We start from the raw sequence: 20163 nt of genomic DNA, 5'->3' as shown, positions 1-20163 counted from the left end.
GCCGTCTGTTTGTTTCATCGTGGTGGATAATTGCGCCATGGACCGGATTGATCTCCACATCTTGCGCGAGCTCCAGAACGACGGTCGGCTGAGCAACCAGGAGCTGGCCCAGCGGGTCGGGCTCAGCCCCTCCCCCTGTCTGCGGCGGGTGCGCCAGCTGGAGCAGGACGGGGTGATCCAGGGCTACCGGGCGATCATCGACCCGGAGGCGGTGGGGCGCGGCTTCGAGGTCCTCGTCTCGGTGGAGGTGAAGCGGGACCGGGAGACGGTGGAGGCCTTCGAGGAGGCGCTCCAGGACGTGCCGGACGTGATCGAGGCGTACCGGCTGTTCGGGAGCCCCGGCTGCCTGCTGCGGATCGCGGTGGCGGACCTCGCGGCGTACGAGCGGCTGTGGATCGAGCGGCTGACGACGCTGGCCGGGGTCACCGAGGTCAACTCGCAGATCATCATGAAGCGGATCAAGGAGCCGAAGGGGATGCCGGTGGACGTGCGGGGCGCCTGAGGCCCCTGCTACTCCCCCCGACGGCGTGGCGGTTGCTCCATATGCGAGAACGTCATGGAACAGCCTCCTCCTCGTTACATGACAGGTACCTGACGTGTGCCACTCTCCCGGTGACACGAAGTCAACACGCGTAGACAACGGTGACGTTGAGCCGACGCCCGTCGTCCCGCGCGTGCCGTCCCCGGGAAAGGGCCCCCCATGTCCGTTGTGCGGACCGGCAGCTGGAAGGCGTGGGCGACCGCCGTCGCCGCCACCCTCGTCGGCGTCACGCTCCCCACGGTCACCGCGACTCCCGCGAGCGCCACGACCACCGCGTACGACACCACGTACTACCAGAACGCGATCGGCAAGACCGGCACGAGCCTCAAGTCCTCGCTGCACACCATCATCAGCAGCCAGAGCAAGATCTCGTACGACGCCGTCTGGAACGCGCTGAAGACGACCGACCAGGACCCGAACAACACCAACAACGTGATCCTGCTCTACAGCGGCGTCTCGCGCAGCAAGGCCCTCAACGGGGGTTCCGTGGGCGACTGGAACCGCGAGCACACCTGGGCCCAGTCCCACGGCAACTTCGGCACCTCGGCCGGCCCCGGCACCGACCTGCACCACCTGCGCGCCTGCGACGTGCAGGTCAACAGCACCCGCGGCAACAAGGACTGGGACAACGGCGGCAGCGCGGTCAGCGGCGCGCCGGGCAGCTACACGGACAGCGACTCCTTCGAGCCGCGCGACGCGGACAAGGGCGACGTGGCCCGCATGATCCTCTACATGGCCGTGCGCTACGAGGGCGACGACGGCTGGCCGAACCTGGAGCCCAACGAGTCCTCCACGAACGGCAGCGTCCCCTTCCACGGCCGCCTCTCGGTCCTGAAGCAGTGGAACGAGCAGGACCCGCCGAGCGCCTTCGAGGAACGCCGCAACGACGTCATCTACAACACCTACCAGCACAACCGGAACCCGTTCATCGACCACCCGGAGTGGGTCGAGGCGATCTGGTAGCCCGCGCACCGCGGAAGTGACGGAGCCGGGCCGGACGTGACGCGTCCGGCCCGGCTCCGTCCATGTCGGCCCCTGCGCCTGACCGCTTCCGGCGCCTTCAAACACGAAATCGCGGATCGTCTCACGTTTTCGAAAGACTGGCTCCGACAACCTCAAGGCGTTATCCATCCGTTATAAACGGTGACTTTGACCGTTTTTGATCAAATTTGCCATGCGCTCGGAAGTGGGTTTCCGTCGCGGAGGCCCTCGGCGCATCTATCACGCCACCACCTCCCCGAACAAGACCTCCGACCCAGGAAGTTCCGCGGTCCGCTCGGTAGCTTCGGCGCCCATGACCACTGCCCCCTTGTCATCCCCGGTCGACGGCCTCTCCGTCGGCCCGGCCGAGATCGCGGACGGCGCCGAACTCTGGCGGATCGCCCGCGGCTCGGGAGAACTCGACCTCAACTCGCCGTACAGCTACCTGCTGTGGTGCCGCGACTTCGCCGACACGACGGCCGTCGCCCGTGACGCCTCCGGACGACCGGTCGGCTTCGTCACCGGCTACCTGCGGCCCGACGCCCCCGGCACGCTCTTCGTCTGGCAGGTCGCCGTGGAGGGTTCGCACCGCGGAGGCGGGGTAGCCGGGATCCTGCTCGACGCTCTGTCCGCCCGAGTGGCGGCCGAGCACGGACTCGACCGGCTGGAGGCGACCGTCACACCGGGAAACCTGGCGTCCGACCGGCTCTTCCGGTCCTACGCCCGCCGGCACGGGGCGGACCTGACCCGCGAGGTCCTCTTCCCGTCCGCCTCCTTCCCCGTGACGGGACACGAGGCCGAGGTGCTGTACCGCATCGGCCCCCTCGCGCCCCCGGCGTCCTGAGCCGCCCCCGGCCTCCTGAGCCGACTTCGTACCACTTCCCCGCACCACACCCTGGAGAAGAGACTCCGTGACCCTGACCGACATCGCCGCCCCCTCCGTCTTCGAGACCGTCGAATCGGAGGTCCGCAGCTACTGCCGTGCCTGGCCCGTCGTCTTCGAACGCGCCAGCGGGAGCCGGCTGTACGACGAGGACGGCCGTCCGTACCTCGACTTCTTCGCCGGGGCGGGCTCGCTCAACTACGGCCACAACAACCCGGTGCTCAAGCGCGCCCTCCTCGACTACCTCGCCGACGACGGCATCACCCACGGCCTCGACATGTCGACGACCGCCAAACGCACCTTCCTGGAGACCTTCCGCACGACGGTCCTCGAACCCCGCGCCCTGCCCTACAAGGTGATGTTCCCCGGCCCCACCGGCACCAACGCCGTGGAGGCCGCCCTCAAACTCGCCCGCAAGGTCACGGGACGCCAGACGGTCGTCTCCTTCACCAACGCCTTCCACGGCATGTCGCTCGGCTCGCTGGCCGTCACCGGCAACGCCGCCAAGCGCGCCGGAGCGGGCGTCCCGCTGCACCACGCCGCCCGGATGCCCTTCGACGACTACCTCGACGGACAGGTCACCGACTTCCTCTGGTTCGAGCGGCTCCTGGACGACGCCGGCTCCGGCCTCGACCACCCGGCGGCCGTGATCGTCGAGACCGTCCAGGGCGAGGGCGGCATCAACGTGGCACGGGCCGAGTGGCTGCGCGCGCTGGCGGAGCTCTGCCGCCGGCACGAGATGCTCCTCATCGTCGACGACATCCAGATGGGCTGCGGACGCACCGGCGACTTCTTCTCCTTCGAGGAGGCGGGCATCACGCCCGACATCGTCACCCTCTCCAAGTCCATCAGCGGCTACGGCCTGCCCATGTCCCTCTGCCTCTTCCGGCCGGAGCTCGACCTGTGGGAGCCCGGCGAGCACAACGGCACCTTCCGCGGCAACAACCCCGCCTTCGTCACCGCCACGGCCGCCCTCGACGCCTACTGGCGCGACGGCGCCCTGTGCGAGCGCACCCTGAGCCGGGCCGACCGGGTCGAGCGCACCCTGCTCGACCTGTGCGGCGACGACGGCCGTGCCGGCCTGGCGGTGCGCGGACGCGGCCTCGTGTGGGGCCTGGAGTTCGCCGACGGGGAGCGCGCCGCGGCCGTGTGCCGGCGGGCCTTCGAGATCGGTCTGCTCCTGGAGACGTCGGGGCCGCGCGGCGAGGTGGTCAAGCTGCTGCCGCCGCTGACCGCGACGGACGACGAACTCGACGAGGGCCTCGGCATGCTGGCCCGCTCCGTACGCCACCGCTCCTGAGACCGCACCGACAGATCCACCCGAAAGGCCATCGCCCATGATCGTCCGTACCTTCGACGAGCTGGAGAACACCGAGCGGCATGTTCGCGCCGCGTCCGGGACCTGGGAGAGCAAGCGGATCGTGCTGGCCCGCGAGCGGGTCGGCTTCTCCCTCCACGAGACCGTGCTGTACGCCGGCACCGAGACCTCCATGTGGTACGCCCACCACGTCGAGGCCGTCGTCTGCACCGCCGGTGAGGCCGAGCTCACCGACCACGAGACCGGGCGCACGTACACGATCCTGCCCGGAACGATGTACCTGCTCGACGGGCACGAGCGCCACACCCTCAAGGTCAAGCAGGACTTCCGCTGCCTGTGCGTCTTCAACCCGCCCGTCACCGGGCGCGAGGACCACGACGAGAACGGCGTCTACCCGCTCCTCACCGAACCGGAACCCGACCACGGCCAGGCCTGAGGCCCGCCCGTACCCCGCCGACCACCCCGTACGCGAAAGGAAGCACCCCGCCCCATGACCTCCGCACCCACCCGCCCCGTCGACCTCTACCCCACCCGCGGCTCCCGGGAGGAGCTCATCGGCCGCAAGGACCCCGTCGTGTGGTCCGAGCCCGGCACGCCCGGCCCCTTCTGGGCCCGGGAGCTGGAGGAGTACGACCGCGACGGCTTCGTCACGGTGGAGGAGCTCGTCACCCCGGACGAGGTCGACGAGCTCCGCGCCGAGCTGGACCGGCTCGTCGCCGACCCCGCCGTCCGGGCGGACGAGCGGGCGATCGTCGAGCCCCGCTCCCAGGAGATCCGCTCCGTCTTCGAGGTGCACCGGATCAGCGAGGTCTTCCGCAGGCTGGCCGAGGACCCCCGGCTCGTGGGACGGGCCCGCCAGATCCTCGGCTCCGACGTGTACGTCCACCAGTCGCGGGTCAACGTCAAGCCCGGCTTCGGCGCCAGCGGCTTCTACTGGCACTCCGACTTCGAGACCTGGCACGCCGAGGACGGGCTGCCCCGGATGCGGACCGTCTCGGTCTCGATCGCGCTCACCCCGAACCACACCACCAACGGCAGCCTGATGATCATGCCGGGCTCGCACCGCACCTTCCTCGGCTGCGCGGGCGAGACGCCCAAGGACAACTACAAGCAGTCGCTGCGGATGCAGGACGCCGGGACACCGTCCCACGAGGCGCTCACCACCTTCGCCGACGCCTGCGGCATCCGGCACTTCACGGGCCCGGCGGGGTCGGCCACCTGGTTCGACTGCAACGCCCTGCACGGCTCGGGCGACAACATCACCCCGTACCCCCGGAGCAATGTGTTCCTCGTCTTCAACAGCGTCGAGAACATGCCCGAGGCCCCCTTCGCCGCCCCGGTCCGGCGCCCCTCCTTCATCGCCGCCCGCCCGGAAGAGCTGGCATGAGCGGCTCCGCGCCGCTCGACCGCCGCCGCTTCCTCACCAGAGCGTCGCTCCTCGGCGGTCTCGCCCTGACGGCCGGGCCGCTCACCGCCTGCACCCGCACCCAGGCGGGGACGGGAGCGCCCGCGGACGACGGGAAGCTCCTCGCGAAGCTGCGGGAACAGGGCTTCGTCCGGGTCGGGTTCGCCGGTGAGGCGCCGTACGGCTTCCAGGACGGCGACGAACTCGCCGGCGAGGCCCCGACGCTGCACCGCGAGATATTCCGGGCGCTCGGCGTGCGCGAACTGCGGCCCACGCTCACGGAGTTCGGCGCGCTGATCCCCGGACTGCTCGCCGGGCGGTTCGACGTGGTGAGCGCCGGCATGTCGATCACGCCGGAGCGCTGCGCCAAGGTGATCTTCTCCGAGCCGGAGTTCGTCTCCCCCACCGCGCTCATGGTCCGCAAGGGCAACCCCAAGGGGGTGAGCGACCTGAAGTCCTGCGCGGCGAAGGGCGCCACCGTCGGGGTGCTGACGGCGGCCGTGGAGGCCTCCTATGCTCAGGCGGCGGGCGTCCCGGACGGCTCGGTGAAGACGCTCGCCAAGCAGCAGGACGGGCTCGACGCGCTCCTGGCCGGCCGGATCGACGCCTTCGCGCTGACCGCCATCTCCCTGCGCTGGCTCGCCCGGACGAACGCGGGCGCGCCGGTGGAGGTGGGCGAGGCGTTCGTCCCGGTGGTCGACGGCGCCCGGCAGCTCGGTGCGGGCGGGGCCGTCTTCCGGCCGGGGGCGACCGGACTGCGGGACGCCTTCGACCGGGAGCTCCTGAAGATCACCGGCTCCCCCGAGCGGTTCGTCGGGCTCGTCGGGCGGTACGGCTTCACGGCCCGCGAGGTGCCGCCCCGTTCGCTGCGGACCGCCGACCTGTGCGTGGGTTGAGGGGTGGCCGGTGTGGCTGACGTCCTGTCCGCCGGGGTCGGCTCGCAGTCCGTCGGGTCCGGCTCGCTGCCCGGCGTGACCGGTTTCCTGCCCGAGGTCCGACGCGCGCTGCCCCGGCTCGCCGAGGGGCTCCTGGTGACGGCGGAGGCCACGGTGCTCGGCGCCGCGCTCGCCCTGCTCCTCGCGTACGTCCTGGGCCTGCTGTCCCGGTCGGCGCGGCTGCCGGTGCGGGGCGCGGCGCGGCTCGTGGTCGAGTTCTTCCGGGGGACCTCGCTGTACGTGCAGCTGTTCTGGCTGTTCTTCGCGCTCCCCATGGTCGGCTTCCGCCTCGAACCGCTCGCCTGCGCCGTGCTCGCGCTCGGCCTCAACTACGGGGCGTACGGCGCCGAGGTGGTGCGGGGCGCGGTGGCGGCGGTCCCCCGCGCCCAGACCGAGGCGGGCATCGCGCTCGGCATGGGGGCGGGTCTGCGCCTGCGGCGGGTCGTCCTGCCGCAGGCGCACGCCCTGATGGTCGCGCCGTTCAAGAACCTGCTCGTGCAGCTGCTGAAGGCGACGCCCCTGCTCTCCCTGGTCACCGTCCCCGACCTCACCTTCCAGATCGACCAGTTGCGCTCGGCGACGGGTGCCACGGCGGCCTCGTACCTGCTGCTCCTCGGGCTCTACTTCGCCATGGCCGTCGGCCTGAGCCTCCTCATGAACGCCCTGGAGCGGGCGGCGAAGGCCCGGCTCGGGCAGGAAGGCGGTGCCTGATGTGGGACGGGGAGGCGGCCCGGGCCGCGCTGCCCGCCGTACTGGAGGGGTTCGGCGTCACGGTCCTGGCGACCGTGCCGGCGTTCGCCGTCGCCATGGTCCTCGGGCTCGTGCTCGCCCTCGTCCAGCGGGCGGGCCCCCGGTGGCTCGCGCTCCCGGTGCGCGCGGCGGCGGCGTTCGTCCGCTCGACGCCGCTGCTGGTCCAGCTGTTCGCGGCCTGGGTCCTGGTGCCCTCGCTCGACGCGCCGGTGCTCGGCGTCCTTGTGCTCGGCGTGCACTACGCCACGTACCTCTCCGAGGTGTACCGGACGGGCATCGACGCCGTGCCGAAGGGCCAGTGGGAGGCGTGCACCGCCCTGTCGCTGCCGCGCCGGCGGGTGTGGCGGGCGGTGGTGCTGCCGCAGGCCGTCCGCAACGTGCTGCCGCCGCTGGGCAACTACGCGGTGTCCATGTTCAAGGAGACGCCCCTGCTCTCGGTGATCACCGTGCACGAGATGGTCCACGAGGCGAACACCTTCGGCAGCACCCACTTCGCCTATCTGGAGAGCTTCACCCTGGCCGCCGCGGTCTTCCTGCTGGCGAGCTGGCCGACGTCCGTGCTGGTACGACGACTGGAGACACGCCTTGCGCACTGAGAACCGGAAGGATCCGTCGCCCGCCGGGCACCGGAAGGATGTGGCGGTCCCCGAGCCACGGAAGGATCCGGCCGCTCCCGCGGTCCGCTTCGACCGGGTCACCAAGCGGTACGGCGACCACACCGTGCTCGACGGCCTCGATCTGGAGGTCGGACGCGGGGAGCGCGTGACGCTCATCGGGCCGAGCGGCTCCGGGAAGACCACGATCCTCCGGCTCCTCATGACGCTGGAGCGGGTCACCGACGGCGTCATCCACGTGGACGGACAGCCCTACTCCCACATGCCGGGAGGACCGGGCGGAAAGCCGGTGCCGGCGAACGAGCGCCATCTGGCGGTGCTCCGGCGCCGGATCGGCATGGTCTTCCAGCAGTTCAACCTCTTCCCGCACATGAGCGTCCTGGAGAACGTCGTCGAGGCGCCCGTCCACGTGCTCGGCGAGAGCCGGGAGGAGGCGGGCCGCAGGGCACGGGAGCTGCTGGACCTGGTGGGGCTCGGGGACAAGGCCGGGGCGCGGCCGACCCGGCTCTCCGGCGGCCAGCAGCAGCGCGTGGCCATCGCCCGCGCCCTCGCGATGCGGCCGGAGATCCTGCTCCTCGACGAGGTGACGTCCGCGCTCGATCCAGAGCTGGTCGCGGAGGTGCTCGACGTGCTGCGGGACATCGCCCGCGGCACCGACATCACGCTGCTGTGCGTGACGCACGAGATGGGCTTCGCCCGGGACGTCTCCGACCGGATCCTGATGTTCGATCGCGGCCGGATCGTGGAGTCGGGCCCGGCCGGGGAGCTCCTGGAGTCGCCCACGCACGCGCGCACGCGCGCGTTCCTCGGCTCGGTCCGGTGAGTCCGCCGGCCGGACCCGGCCGGGGGCGCGCTCCGGTCCGCCGGGCATGCCCTCCCGGTCAGCCACCGGCCGGCGTCCCTGCCATGCCTTCCCGCAGCCGCCCCAGGCTCCGGGCCAGGAGGCGCGAGACGTGCATCTGGGACACGCCGAGGCGCTCGCCTATCTGCGTCTGGGTCAGCTCCTCGACGAAGCGCAGGTGCAGCAGCAGCCGGTCGCGCTCGTCGAGGGCCTCCACGAGCGGGGCGAGGACGTGGAAGTCCTCGACGAGTTCGAGCGCCGGGTCCTCCTCGCCGAGGAGGTCGGCCAGGGCCGCGTCGTCGTCCTCGTCGTCACCGCTGCCGATCGCCGCGTCCAGGGAGGCCGACCGGTAGCCGTTCGCGGCCAGCTGGGCCTCGATCACCTGCTCCTCGGACAGGTCCATGAGGGGTGCCAGTTCCGCGACCCGGGGCGCGCGGCCGAGCCGTGAGCTCAGCTCGTCGGTCGCCTTCGCCAGCTCCACCCGCGCCTCCTGGAGCCGGCGCGGGACGTGGACCGCCCAGGTGGTGTCGCGGAAGAACCGCTTGATCTCGCCCACGATGTAGGGCAGGGCGAAGGTGGTGAACTCCACCTCGCGGGACAGGTCGAAGCGGTCGATCGCCTTGATCAGGCCGATCATGCCGACCTGGACGATGTCCTCCCGCTCCTCGACCCGTGCGCGGAAGCGGCCCGCCGCGTAGCGCACGAGGGTCATGTTCATCTCGATCAGGGTGTTCCGGACGTACTGGTGCCCGGCCGTCCCCTCCTCCCGTTCCGCGAGTTCGCGGAAGAACACCCGCGACAGGGCGCGCGCGTCCCGGGGCGCCACCTCGTGGGGCACTTCGAGAACGGGAAGGTCCCCCCTCGTACCGCTCGTCTCGTCCGTCGTCGTCGCCTCGGCCACCTCGGTCCGCACGGGGACGCCCTCCTCCTGCTTTGTCCGTTCGGCGGTCCCGGTCCGCGTACCCCCTCCCCATGGACCCACTCCTCCCGCCCGTACGATCCACCCCGGACCGGACGGACAGGAATCAGTCCGACATGTCCGGGCAGGCGTGTCCCATCACCCTTCGACACATCGGGAAGAGAGGGACCCGCGATGAACAGCCGGAGCGAAACCCGGTCCCGTACGACCGCCGAGGCCTCTCCGGCCGCCGCCGGGAGGGCCGGACCGTCGCCGCTCCTCACTCCGGCCCAGGCCCGGCGGCTGGTCAGCCGCACGGTCGCGGCCCTCGGCCCGCTGCGGGACTCCCAGGTCGACGACCTGCTGCTCGTCACCTCGGAACTGGTCACGAACGCCCACCGCCACGGGGGCGGCCTGACCTCGTTCGGGATCGACGTCGGCGGCGACCGGGTGACCGTCTCCGTGGCCGACGCCAGCGGGGAGCCGCCGCGCCACGAGCCCCGTGAGGGGCTGCGGCCCGGCGGCTTCGGCTGGCCGATCGTGCTGCGGCTGTGCCGCGAGGTGTCGGTGGACACGCGGCCGGACGGCAAGACCGTCCACGCGGCGGTGACGGTCGACCGCTGAGTCGTAGGACCTGTCTTTCGGATCGTCACGGGCTCGCGTGGCCCGAGCCGGAGGACGGGCCCGGCGCTCAGGCGTCCGGGGGCGGGTGGGGTGCCGCGCCGGCGGTCAGGCGGAGGACGTACGGGCGCCGCGTCGGGGGCACAGGGCGGGATCGGCCCTTCCGAGCCCGGCCCCCGGGCTCACCACCAGTAGGCGGGGTAGCGCGGTGCCGCGCGGCGGATGCGGGAGGCGGCGAAGGCGGTCAGCACGAGCAGGACGGTGGCGCCGGAGAGCAGGGGGACGAACCGGCCGGGCGCGGGAGCCTGGAGCACGATGACGACGGCGGTCGCACAGGCCGGCGAGTGCGGGGTGCGGGCCAGGGTGGTCAGTGCCAGGGTGACTCCGGCGGCGAGGGCGGCGGCCCAGGCGCTGCCGTGCGCGGCGACGGCCGCCACGGCGTATCCGGCGGCGGCGCCGAGGAGGTGGCCGACGATCACGCTGCGGGGCTGGGCCAGGGGCAGCGCGGGGGCGCAGTGGACGAGCGCGGCGCTGGCGGCCAGCGGGGGTATCAGCACGGGCTCGTGGATGAGGGCGCCGATGGCGACGAGGCCGAGGAGGGCGGCGGTCGCGGCGCTGACGCTGTGGAAGGCGGCGCCGGGCGCGGGCCGGGCCGGGGCCCGGCCGGCGATCCACGGCAGGCGCGGCTCCCGGGGGGCGGCGGAGGTCGGGTCGGAGGCGGTGTCGGGACGCAGAGCGGCGTCGGTGCTCATGGGATGCGAAGTTTCCGGAGCAGGCGGCCGTGGCCGGGCGGTCGGGGACGGGGTGGGGCGGTCGTACGGGTCCCTGTGGTCGACAGTCGGCCCGGTCTCACGCCCGGCCTGGTGCGGCGGCGTGGCCTCACACCACTCTAACCAGCGGTTTCGCCACGGCGCGGGCGGGGTCGGAGGCAGGATCTCCTCATGAGCGACACTTCCTCCGTCCCGCCCCGCGCCCCGTCCGCCTCCGCCCCGTCCTCCTTCCGGTTTCTCCCCGGGGCCGCGGACTCCCCCGTCCTCCTCCACGTGCCGCACTCCTCCCGCGAGGTGCCCGCGGAGGTGCGCGCCGGGATCCTGCTCGGCGACGGGGAGCTGGACCGCGAGCTGGACCACATCACGGACTCCCACACGGCGGAGATCGCCGCCGTGGCCGCGGCGGCGGCCGGCACGGCGCCCTGGCGGTTCGTCAACGGACTCTCGCGGCTCGTCGTCGACCCGGAGCGCTTCCCGGACGAGCGCGAGGAGATGCTGGCCGTCGGGATGGGCGCGGTCTACACCCGGACCACCCACCGCGCGGCGCTGCGGCCGGCCGGGTTCGACCCGGGGCCCCTGCTCGACCGGTACTTCGTCCCGTACGCCCGGGCCATGACGGAGGCCGTGGCGGAGCGCCTGGCCGTGGCGGGACGGGCGGTGATCGTCGACGTCCACTCGTACCCGGCCGAGCGGCTGCCGTACGAGCTGCACGGCGACGGCCCGCGCCCGCCGGTCTGCCTCGGGACGGACGCCTTCCACACGCCGCCCGCGCTGCTCGACGCGGCGCGGGAGGCGTTCGGAGGGTTCGGCGGCGTCGGGACGGACAGCCCGTTCGCGGGGACGTACGTGCCGCTGGAGCACTACGGCCGGGATCCGCGGGTGAGCGCCCTGATGGTCGAGATCCGCCGCGATCTGTACATGAGCGAGCCGGGCGGGCCGGCGGGTCCGGGGGTCGAGGCCCTCGGGGCGGCCCTGGCCGCCCTGGTCGACGCGGTGGCCCCGGCAGGTGACCGTGCCCGAAAAGCGTAAAATCGGACAGATGAGCCCACTCCGATACGAGCTGGTGTTCTCCGACGGCACGGGGGCGACCGAGGACGTCGTGGTCGTGGAGCGCACGCCCTTCACGGGGTCCGGCGGCCATCCGGTCTACGCCGACCCCACCGGCATCATCCGGGCCGAGATCAGCGATCGGGACGAGGTGCGCATCCTCGCGACCGGGGCGCATCAGGAGGTCTCCCGGCAGGTCCGGGCCCGCGCGCTGCCCGACCCCGAGCCGGAGGATCCGTCCGCTTCGGCCGCCTGAGGTCGCGCGCCCGGCCCCTCATGCGTTCGGTCGCACCGGACCGGCCCGGGGCCGGTCCGGTGCGCAGGCTGGGGACGGGCCCCGGGCCGGGGCCGCTTCCGGAGCGAGGAGACCCCGCCGATGGCCACGCCCGCAGCACCCCCGTACCGGTACGACGACCTCAGCGCGCCGTACCTCGACTGCACGCTCAAGCGCTCCCCCGAGGTCAGCGACACGGAGGGGCTGATCGGGCGCAGCCGGTCGGTGATGGAGGTGCAGGGCGTGACGACCTCGCTGGTGCGGCCGGTGGACCTGGACCTCGCGACCGGGGCGTGGCCCGACATGACGGAGCACGGGTGGGCGTCGGACGCCTGGCCCGAGCCGTACGGACGGGCGACGGCCGCCGACATCCTGGTGCTGTGCGGGCCGATCCGAGTCGGGGATACCTGTCATCGGTGCGGGGCCATGCGGGTGATCGGGTGGCCTGCTCCGCGACCCATGGCGCGGCGACCGGTCCTTCCACCCGACGAGGCGAGACAGTGGACCGGATCTTCGGCCGGACCAAGCGGGGGCATTGTCGACGTCGGCAGCCGGGTGTGCTTGACCGGCTGACCACCCAGCTCGTCCGCAAGGGGACACATCGATGACCGACTCCGGCACTTCCTACACGGACCTTCGCGCCCTGGTGATCAACTGCACGCTCAAGCGTTCTCCTGAGCGGAGCCACACGCAGGGGCTGATCGACATCAGCACCGGGATCCTGGAGCGCCAGGGCGTGCAGGTCGAGGTGCTGCGCGCGGTGGATCTCGACCTCGCGACCGGTGTGTGGCCCGACATGACGGAGCACGGGTGGGAGACGGACGAGTGGCCGGTGGTCTACTCGCAGGTGATGGCCGCCGACATCCTCACGCTAGCTGGGCCTGTATGGCTGGGAGACAACTCCTCGGTCATGAAGCAGGTCATCGAGCGGTTGTACGCCTGCTCGTCGATCCTCAACGATCAGGGTCAGTACGCCTACTACGGCCGCGTCGGTGGTTGTCTGATCACCGGGAACGAGGACGGCGCCAAGCACTGCGCGATGAACGTCCTCTACAGCCTCCAGCACCTCGGATACGTCATCCCGCCGCAGGCCGACGCGGGCTGGGTCGGCGAGGCCGGCCCGGGCCCGTCGTACCTCGACCCCGGCTCCGGCGGGCCGGACAACGACTTCACGAACCGCAACACGACCTTCATGACCTGGAACCAGCTCCACCTGGCGAGGATGCTCAAGGACACCGGCGGCATCCCCGCCCATGGAAACCAGCGCTCCGAATGGGACGCCGGCTGCCGGTTCGACTTCGAGAACCCCGAGCACCGTTAGGGGCGGGCAAGCCGCGCCAGGACCGAGGCTGCTTGCCGCGCCTGCTCCACCGATGCAGCGAAGGCCTCGGCCACAGGAGTGTCCGGCTTTTGTTCCCGCACGATCTCGGCAAACCTCGTCACGATCGCCCGGGGTAGCTGCGGCACCGGCGCCTCGACGGCGGTGACCTCCTGGAGAGGGGGCTCGTCGTCGGAGAGTTCGAGCCGGGCACGCGTGAGAAGGACGTCCGGCGTCACTGCCCAATAGGCGCTCGGGATTGCTTCGGCTGCGGGGTACAGGACTGTCGTCGTGGCCGCCTTCGCAAACGCCGCGGCGAGCTCGGACTCGAGCGGCTGATCAGCCGCTTCGCCCTGGACGCAGATGTCCAGCGACCACACGATGTCACCGTGGACCGCGCGGTGTTCGCACGAGACGGCCGCATCCCATATGTCCTGGGCGACAGCGCTCTGGTGGCCTCGCAGGATGACGCTGTTGTTCTCTTTCACCTCACCACCGGCCGACCCCGAAACAGTGTGGCGCGCGTCGGGCGGTTTGAGGCCCGTTCGGGGAGCAGGTCCAGGAGCGTCGATTTCGGTGGCCGTCGCGTCCTGGAGAGAGCGGCTCCACCTCCCGGGCATATCCTGGAAGGGAAGGTTTCATGAGCTCTCGAGACGCGTGCAGGAGCGATGTCATGGACCTACTGCCGGTCGAGATCAAGGTCAATGTCGAGGGCGACGTGGCGGGGGCGTTGTCGGCTCTCGGCGCTTCGCAGGGCACGCTGATGAGGCGTCGGATCTGGTTCGCCGAGGACCGGGTCGGCGTCGCGCAGGGGAAGCTACCGCTCCTGGAGGGCGGAGTGATCGTACGGCTCAGGATCGGTGGCGGTCAGGATGACTTGGTCGTCAAGTTGCGTCCCTGTACCCGGGAACAGCTGGTCGGCCGGTTCTCCGCCCCGTTCGACGTGAAGCCGTTCACGTACAGGATCGAGGAGGACTGGTCGAGGAACGGCCGCGTTCTGGCGGCTTCCCTGGTGCACAGTCACCCGTCGGGGGCACTGCCGGCCGCGGTGGAGCCGGGGGCCGATCCCTCCGCGCTGATCGACCAGGTGCAGGACCAGTTCCTGGATGCCTGCGCTCGCGACGTCCGGTTCGACGGGCTTGTCGCTCTGGGGCCGATCTTCTCGACGAAGGTGGACGGTGTTCCGCTCGACGACCTGGAGGTCGACCTGGAGGCGTGGTCGGCCGTCGGCCTGGACTTCCTGGAGGCTTCGATCCGTGTGAAGCCCAAGGTCGGGGACGACGAGGAGGAGTTCAAGGAACGGGCCGAGCGCAAGCTGCGCAAGCTCGAAGAGGCGCTGCTCGAACGAGGGGTGACACTGTCCGGGCTCCCCGACAGCAAGACCCACCGCGTGCTCACCGCCCTGGTGGCCGCACAGGGCTGAGGTCGCCGTCAGTCGTCTCCGTGAGTTGTCAGTCAGTCGTCAGATGGCGATCACGGTCAGGTACTTGTCCAGCTGGGTGCGGGCCGCCTCGGCCACCTCGGCCAGTCCGCCTTCGATCGCGTGCTCCGCGGTGACGGTGCCGTGTGTGGTCAGCCTCTCGCGCAGGTGCACGCCGCCCGTAGGGCGTTCGCTCTTGAGCGTCACCCGCGCGTCTCCGAAGACCTCGGACCACCACGCGGGCGCGGGACGTCCGCCCTGCCCGGTTTCGGGGGCCGCGGCGGCGGTGACGTCGAAGAGCGAGTCCCGGGCCATGCGGAAGACGACCTTCCGGAGTTCGTCGGTGTCGCTGAGCCAGATGCTGACGAGGGGGTCCGGGGGCACGGGACCCACGGTCGCCGTAGGGCCGGTCCCGGCCGGGTGCGATTCGGTCACATGTGTAGTCACGGCACCGGTCACGAGGGCGGCACGGTAGGCGGCGCCTGCGGCATCACCGCCGGGCCAGGGTTCTCCGGGCGGTACGGCCGCCCCGAACACGTCGTGCAGTTTCTCGACGTCGATGTCGGTGTCCGTGAAGACGGTCGCCTGCCCGGTGTCGAACTGTTCGGTGAGGACGTTGCGGACGAGGAAAGGAGGCGCGGCGGCGTCCCGCAGGTTGGTCACGACCGCTTCGGCCGCGGCAGGGCTGAATGACACCAGGAAGGAGCTGCGTGCCTGAATGTCGATGCCGCCCCCCGGGCCTCCCTGGACGCTCATGAGCAGCGGGCCGGGACCGGTGGTCGGGTGCTCGACCACGCACGACACGGTGTTGGCGGTGATCGGCACCATGAGGAGTTCGGGTTCGGGGCCCCCGTCTCGGTGGGTGAACAGGGAAGCGATCCGTGCGGGCGGATCGGGGTGGTCGTGGTTCGCGAGCTTCTCGACGATGCGGGCCGTCACCCCGTCCGGCAGGGCGGCGGTGCACGCGAAGGTGCAGGAGCCACCGAGGTAGGTGGGTTGGGGGCCCACGGGGGCCTGGAGCATGACGGTGGCCGAGAAGTCCAGGTCGGTGCTGCCGGAGCGCTTCGCCACTGTCACCCGCGGCGGCTCGAAGTAGTACCGGGTGGGTTCGCCGGCGGCCGCGAGACCCGCGTTCTGTGTGTCGGGCCGGACATGGACGCTGACAGCGGGGCCACCCGGCCCGCCGCCGTCGACGTCGATCACGAGCGAGTCGGGCCCGAAGACCGGCCCTGCGGGGAAGGCGTTGTCCGACATCGCACACACCCCTGTCGGTGGTTGGAGTTCGTTTCGGTGGAACGTCGGCAGTCGGCGGCTGTCAGTGGATCGTCGACGACGTGACGACGAGGATGGGCTTGTCGACGAAGTCGTGGGCGACGGAGACGGTCCGGCTGCCGGAGGTCGTGGTCAGGGTCAGCAGGACCGTGCTGTCCAGACCGGTGACGGCGGAGTCCACCGGCAGCGAGACGTGCACGAAGTCGACGGTGTGGGACGGACTGAGCGTGAAGGAGGGTGCGGAGTCGCCGGGGTTGGCGACGAGCGTGATGTCGACCTTGATCGTGCTGACACCTTCCGCCGCGAAGTTCAGGCCGGCGGCGTTCACGGTGAGGGGGTGCTGCACCTCCTGCACGGTGTGGGTGCGGAATGCCAGGAACTTCAGCATCGCGGCCTTCGGCAGCGGAGCCGCCACCTCCAGACCGCGCGACACCGCGACCTCGGTGCCGGCTCCGACGCCCGCGAGGGTAGTCGTCTGCCGGGCGGCGAGCACCAGGCCGCCGAGGGGGACGACCGGGCCCGGGACCTCGCCTTCCCGGACGTCGGCGCAGCGGACCAGCTTGAGGTCGAGCGGCCCTTGGTTGACGGCCTTGGCACTCGGCGGAGATCCGGGCTGTCGCGTGGTGGCCAGGTCGTCGCTGTGGGCGGTGTTGCGCAGGTTCAGCAGCAGTGAGGTGCGGACCGGCTGGGGAAAGACGTCGTCCAGCCGGACCGCGATGGATCCGAACAGTGGTGGTGACCCGGTCACGGCGAGCTGTTGCAGGAAGAGGTTGACGGTGGTCGTGGCCGGGGTGGGCCGGTCGTCGACGATGTCGACGCCCACGGTGATGGCGGTTCCGTCACCGTCGGCGAACGCCGCCCGTCCTGCCGGGAAGCCGTCCAGGGTGGCCGGGGTGCGGGAGTCCAGACCGCCGGGCAAGGCGACACGCAGCGTGCGACCGACGGCTTCCGGGATCCCGGTGACGTCCGCTCGCAGGCGGGCCATGTCGATCGGGTCGGCCATCGGAGCGACGGTGAAGGTGAAATGGAACCGGCAGCCGCTGACGGTGGCAGGGGACTCGTCAACGATGGAGTCGCAGGAGGCGAGGGCGCCCTGCGAGGTGACGAGGATCCCGTAGGCGGCCGGTACGGCGATCACCGTGCCGCTGACCTGGCCGAAGAAGATGCGCCGGACTGAGGGGTACTTCGTCGAGACGTCGCCGAGCGTGGTCAGTTCGCGGTACTCCGAACGCCGGCGGGCGAAGTTGTTGAGGTCGTCGACGTCGATGATGGGCCGTGTCATCCCCTCGGCCGTGATCGTGAACCGGCTGCGGTAGGTGTCGGTGCTGAAGTTGAGCCCGAGCGGAAGGGTGCGGTGGAAGCGCGCCGTCGAGGGGAAGAACACGTAGCCGCCGATGCGGTTGAACAGGAGCGGCTCGAAGGGAGAGCCGGGCGTATTGCCACCGTCGCCGAAGACCTCGAACTGGAATCCGCGGAAGATCGAACCATGGATGGGGAACCCTGTGTCGGGCTCCGTCACGAGGGTCGTCTGATAGCCGGAGTACGTCGGTGTGAACTCCAGCCTCAGCCGGCCGCGTCGGGTGAGGTGCACATAAGCCGCCTCGACAAGCGAACCGGTCAGCTCGAAGGTGGCGACGAATCCGGTCTCTCCGGAGCTGTCCGTGGTGCCTGCCACCGGAACGTCGGTGACCACTCCCCCGCTTCCCGTGATGGGAACGATCAATGAGACACCCGGGTCCAGGTCCGGCACTTGATGCAGGGTGAACTCGGCCTCGGTGGCATGGAGATGCTCCGGCACCACCGTATCCACCGCCACGGTCAGGACGGCTCGGTTGAACGGTCCGCCGTCCTCGGCGACGTCACCGTTCTGCTCGGCTGCGAAGGCGAAATCCGGGTCCTCGTCGAACAGGTCGAACTCCGGCAGATACCAGAGCGTGTCGGCGGTGGCGCCCACCGAGTCGCGGAAGAAGCTGCTCTCCAGGCGAGGCATCTCCACGACGTCCGACGGCAGTTCGGCGCTTCTCTCCTCGTTGACGACCGAGTCGATGTGTTCGCCGAATCGCCCGACCAGCCAGTGTTTCGGTTCCGCCAAGAGGTATTCGTCGAATGCCTGCTCTATTTCGGCCATGGTGTCTTCCCGGCAGGGGCGGCGCCGAGCCGCTGCGCCCACCCCGGACGGTGCGTCCGCCCGGCCGGGGGGGGCGTGTGGCGCTGTGCTCATGCGTGGGTGGTCATCGCCGCGAGCACGTACCGGTCGATGGTCTCGACCTGGTTCGCGGGCGGCTCCGGTATCGGGACGACGAGCGACGGGATGTACTTGATGAGACCTCGCCGCAGGGGAACCCGAACCGGCTCGGCGGTCGAGAAGACGACCGGAGGGTCGAAGAAGCGCGGACCCCGCACGCGGACATTCACGGTGTAGGTGAACTCGGTCTCGTCACCGTACTTGTCGGAGTACACCTCCCACAGCACGTTCATGTCGTTCTTCGACGTGAGCACCAACGGCGCGTAGGTGTCCTGGCCTATGGTCGGAGTGATCTGGAGGGTGATATTGGGCGGGAGCGGGAACGCCTCGACCTTGAAGCGGACGAAGACATAGCCGACCACGCTGGCCGTCAGGATCGGCGCGTGAACGTCGTCGTCCTCCTGGACCACGGCGATCGCCGGATCGTCAGGAGCGATGCGCTCCGAGAGGTTGACCCGGGGATCCTGCCCGTCGAAGATCAGTGTCTTCCGCAACCTCACCTGGTCCGACGGCCACCCGTCGACAGGGGTGTCCAGCCGCAGGAACGAGATGTTGACGAAGTCCCTCGCCGTCTTCTCGTCCCAGATGGCGGGCCGGTCCGGGCCGGTGGGCTCGGTCTCGCCGGGGACGTAGTGCTTTCCGCTGGTCCGCATGGTCAGGTTGACGTGGCCGTCCTCCATCGGGCTGGAGAAGTCGGGATAGCCGGCTTCCAGCTGGACGGCCTGGAGCGGGTCCTTCAGCTCGGTGCCGTCGTCCAGCTTCTCGATGAAGTTGACCCTGCAGGATCCGACGACCTGGACCTTCTTGAAGAACTCACCGATGTCGACGACGAACAGGTACTTGTTCAAGTGGTCCCGTACGGCGGACGGCAGGTCGTTCAGGTTGCCGGAGACTGTCTGGTCGACGGTCACCGTCTGGTCGATGACCAACGTGTGCTTCACGTGGACGCCGTTGTGGGCGTGCGTGGACTTGACCGATACGGCGGAGCCACCGAACAGCTCGCTGAACCACCCGCGGTCCGCCGCCGCCTTGGAGTCGGTCTTGGCGGGGTCGAAGTCGAAGATCTGGCTCTTGACGAGGTCGATCGCGTTCTTCTTCATCATGTCGACGTTCTCGTCCACCCACTTCTTGAGGGACGGGTCCATCGGCACCGCGTTGTTCATCGTCATGTGCGTGACGATGCCGCCGGTGGTCAGACAGTTCTGGTACGCGAACTCGGCGTTGATCGAGTTGATCCGGAAGAGTCCGCCGGCCGAGACCGCAGCCGAGAACGAGTCGTACACCTTGTCGATGTCCACGTCGATCTCGACGGTGAGACCGTTGATGTAGAAGCTCTCCTGAAGTGCGTTCTCGACCACGAACGGCGGCGAGACGCCTTGCTTGAGCGCGCTCGCGATCGCCCCGGCGGCAGGCAGGTTGCAGCTGAGCAGGAACGAGCAGAGGCCCTGCGCTTCGATGCTGCCCTTGCCGGCGTGCTGGGCGGTCATGAGAAGCTGGCCGCCCGTGACGGCCGGGTCCGGCACGAAGCATCGGACAGCGCTGCTGGTGATCGGAACGATGCCGAGCGACGGGGGAGGGTCGCCCTGCTGGAAGTTGAAGAAGGGGCCGATCCTGCCCCCCGGGGTCTCGTGCTCCCTTTGCTTCAGCTTCTCCAGCGCCCCGCTGATCACACTCGCTGGAATGCCGAAGGTGGTCGAGAACGTGCAGAAGCCACCTCCGAGGTCGGTCCCGGCGAGCCCTGCGGGCGAGATGTGTGCCTCCTCCGAATTCAAGCCCTTGAACACGGTCATCTGGAAGTTGAAGTCGTCCGGGAAGTCGTGCTTCCTCGCGAGGAAGACCTCCGCGGGCTGGAAGTAGTACTGCGTGGGCAGACCGGCTGCCCGCAGTTCCGGGTTGTGCGCATCCGGGTACACCTGGAGCCGGAACTCCTTCCCGGTTTCGTCATTGGCGGTGACGATGACGAAGTTCGGGCCGAACAACGGTCCGACTCCCGATACGAAGGCGGTCATGAGCGGAACTCCCCACTGAGG

General features: G+C 70.4%; 21 protein-coding genes and 1 pseudogene. 16 read left to right on the top strand and 6 right to left on the bottom strand.

What is annotated here, in order from left to right; translation table 11 throughout:
- Positions 1-37: 37 nt before the first annotated feature.
- The 10 genes from BLW86_RS34605 to ehuA all read left to right on the top strand — a co-directional run bounded on the left by BLW86_RS34605 (position 38) and on the right by ehuA (position 8250).
- Positions 38-502, top strand: a complete 465-nt coding sequence (locus tag BLW86_RS34605; protein ID WP_030689075.1) for an Lrp/AsnC family transcriptional regulator — start codon at positions 38-40, stop codon at positions 500-502.
- Between the two features lie 198 nt (positions 503-700).
- Positions 701-1504 (top strand): endonuclease I family protein, encoded by an 804-nt coding sequence (locus tag BLW86_RS34600; protein WP_093877670.1) that lies wholly within the window; start codon positions 701-703, stop codon positions 1502-1504.
- Positions 1505-1835: 331 nt separating this feature from the next.
- Positions 1836-2366 carry a diaminobutyrate acetyltransferase gene (gene ectA / locus BLW86_RS34595; RefSeq protein ID WP_093877669.1) on the top strand — a complete coding sequence of 177 codons (531 nt, stop codon included), beginning with the start codon at positions 1836-1838 and terminating at the stop codon, positions 2364-2366.
- A gap of 73 nt (positions 2367-2439) precedes the next feature.
- Positions 2440-3705: a diaminobutyrate--2-oxoglutarate transaminase gene (gene ectB, locus BLW86_RS34590; RefSeq protein ID WP_371129684.1), complete on the top strand. Its 1266-nt coding sequence runs from the start codon at positions 2440-2442 to the stop codon at positions 3703-3705.
- 37 nt (positions 3706-3742) lie between these two features.
- A complete protein-coding gene (locus tag BLW86_RS34585; protein WP_093877667.1) occupies positions 3743-4159 on the top strand; it encodes an ectoine synthase in 417 nt (138 codons plus the stop codon).
- A 54-nt stretch (positions 4160-4213) separates the two neighbouring features.
- Positions 4214-5110 carry an ectoine hydroxylase gene (gene thpD / locus BLW86_RS34580; RefSeq protein ID WP_093877666.1) on the top strand — a complete coding sequence of 299 codons (897 nt, stop codon included), beginning with the start codon at positions 4214-4216 and terminating at the stop codon, positions 5108-5110.
- On the top strand, positions 5107-6024 hold the full coding sequence (gene ehuB / locus BLW86_RS34575) for an ectoine/hydroxyectoine ABC transporter substrate-binding protein EhuB (RefSeq protein ID WP_093877665.1): 918 nt from the start codon (positions 5107-5109) through the stop codon (positions 6022-6024). The genes thpD and ehuB overlap by 4 nt, the downstream gene beginning before the upstream one ends.
- A 75-nt stretch (positions 6025-6099) precedes the next feature.
- A complete protein-coding gene (ehuC, locus tag BLW86_RS34570) occupies positions 6100-6774 on the top strand; it encodes an ectoine/hydroxyectoine ABC transporter permease subunit EhuC (protein ID WP_093879028.1) in 675 nt (224 codons plus the stop codon).
- The gene (gene ehuD / locus BLW86_RS34565) at positions 6774-7409 is read left to right on the top strand and encodes an ectoine/hydroxyectoine ABC transporter permease subunit EhuD (RefSeq protein ID WP_093877664.1); all 636 of its coding nucleotides are present in this window, start codon (positions 6774-6776) and stop codon (positions 7407-7409) included. The genes ehuC and ehuD overlap by 1 nt, the downstream gene beginning before the upstream one ends.
- Positions 7410-7449: 40 nt before the next feature.
- Positions 7450-8250, top strand: a complete 801-nt coding sequence (gene ehuA / locus BLW86_RS34560) for an ectoine/hydroxyectoine ABC transporter ATP-binding protein EhuA (protein WP_093877663.1) — start codon at positions 7450-7452, stop codon at positions 8248-8250.
- 58 nt (positions 8251-8308) lie between these two features.
- On the opposite strand, the gene BLW86_RS34555 is transcribed toward ehuA, so the two are convergent.
- The gene (locus BLW86_RS34555; protein WP_093877662.1) at positions 8309-9181 is read right to left on the bottom strand and encodes a SigB/SigF/SigG family RNA polymerase sigma factor; all 873 of its coding nucleotides are present in this window, start codon (positions 9179-9181) and stop codon (positions 8309-8311) included.
- 180 nt (positions 9182-9361) lie between these two features.
- Here BLW86_RS34555 and BLW86_RS34550 point away from each other — a divergent pair, with 180 nt between their 5' ends.
- Positions 9362-9790 (top strand): ATP-binding protein, encoded by a 429-nt coding sequence (locus BLW86_RS34550; protein ID WP_093877661.1) that lies wholly within the window; start codon positions 9362-9364, stop codon positions 9788-9790.
- A gap of 179 nt (positions 9791-9969) precedes the next feature.
- On the opposite strand, the gene BLW86_RS34545 is transcribed toward BLW86_RS34550, so the two are convergent.
- Complete coding sequence (locus BLW86_RS34545) at positions 9970-10539, bottom strand: HPP family protein (RefSeq protein WP_093877660.1); 570 nt, start codon at positions 10537-10539, stop codon at positions 9970-9972.
- A 189-nt stretch (positions 10540-10728) separates the two neighbouring features.
- On the opposite strand from BLW86_RS34545, the gene BLW86_RS34540 reads away from it, so the two are divergent.
- The 4 genes and pseudogenes from BLW86_RS34540 (at position 10729) to BLW86_RS34525 (ending at position 13199) form a co-directional block, all read left to right on the top strand.
- The gene (locus BLW86_RS34540) at positions 10729-11586 is read left to right on the top strand and encodes an N-formylglutamate amidohydrolase (RefSeq protein ID WP_093877659.1); all 858 of its coding nucleotides are present in this window, start codon (positions 10729-10731) and stop codon (positions 11584-11586) included.
- A 10-nt stretch (positions 11587-11596) separates the two neighbouring features.
- The gene (locus BLW86_RS34535; protein ID WP_093877658.1) at positions 11597-11860 is read left to right on the top strand and encodes a DUF6296 family protein; all 264 of its coding nucleotides are present in this window, start codon (positions 11597-11599) and stop codon (positions 11858-11860) included.
- Between the two features lie 120 nt (positions 11861-11980).
- A pseudogene (locus BLW86_RS34530) lies at positions 11981-12283 on the top strand (flavodoxin family protein); the annotation flags it as partial.
- Positions 12284-12482: 199 nt separating this feature from the next.
- On the top strand, positions 12483-13199 hold the full coding sequence (locus tag BLW86_RS34525) for a flavodoxin family protein (protein WP_093877656.1): 717 nt from the start codon (positions 12483-12485) through the stop codon (positions 13197-13199).
- Here BLW86_RS34525 and BLW86_RS34520 read toward each other — a convergent pair.
- The gene (locus BLW86_RS34520; protein WP_177181838.1) at positions 13196-13684 is read right to left on the bottom strand and encodes a hypothetical protein; all 489 of its coding nucleotides are present in this window, start codon (positions 13682-13684) and stop codon (positions 13196-13198) included. The two genes, BLW86_RS34525 and BLW86_RS34520, sit on opposite strands and share 4 nt — an antisense overlap.
- Before the next feature lie 185 nt (positions 13685-13869).
- Between BLW86_RS34520 and BLW86_RS34515 the strand changes: the two genes are divergently transcribed.
- Positions 13870-14619 carry a hypothetical protein gene (locus tag BLW86_RS34515; protein WP_177181837.1) on the top strand — a complete coding sequence of 250 codons (750 nt, stop codon included), beginning with the start codon at positions 13870-13872 and terminating at the stop codon, positions 14617-14619.
- 39 nt (positions 14620-14658) lie between these two features.
- Here BLW86_RS34515 and BLW86_RS34510 read toward each other — a convergent pair whose 3' ends face one another.
- The 3 genes from BLW86_RS34510 to BLW86_RS34500 all read right to left on the bottom strand — a co-directional run bounded on the left by BLW86_RS34510 (position 14659) and on the right by BLW86_RS34500 (position 20142).
- The gene (locus BLW86_RS34510) at positions 14659-15870 is read right to left on the bottom strand and encodes a hypothetical protein (protein ID WP_093877654.1); all 1212 of its coding nucleotides are present in this window, start codon (positions 15868-15870) and stop codon (positions 14659-14661) included.
- A 61-nt stretch (positions 15871-15931) separates the two neighbouring features.
- Positions 15932-18016, bottom strand: a complete 2085-nt coding sequence (locus BLW86_RS34505) for a hypothetical protein (RefSeq protein WP_143060307.1) — start codon at positions 18014-18016, stop codon at positions 15932-15934.
- An 89-nt stretch (positions 18017-18105) separates the two neighbouring features.
- Positions 18106-20142, bottom strand: a complete 2037-nt coding sequence (locus BLW86_RS34500; protein ID WP_143060306.1) for a hypothetical protein — start codon at positions 20140-20142, stop codon at positions 18106-18108.
- Between the last annotated feature and the right edge of the window lie 21 nt (positions 20143-20163).

Origin of the sequence: Streptomyces sp. TLI_105 (assembly GCF_900105415.1) — a bacterium.
In the GTDB taxonomy this organism is placed as follows: Bacteria; Actinomycetota; Actinomycetes; order Streptomycetales; family Streptomycetaceae; genus Streptomyces.
The sequence above is the reverse complement of the archived record's forward strand: the minus strand, read 5'-3'. Positions and strand labels throughout refer to the sequence as shown.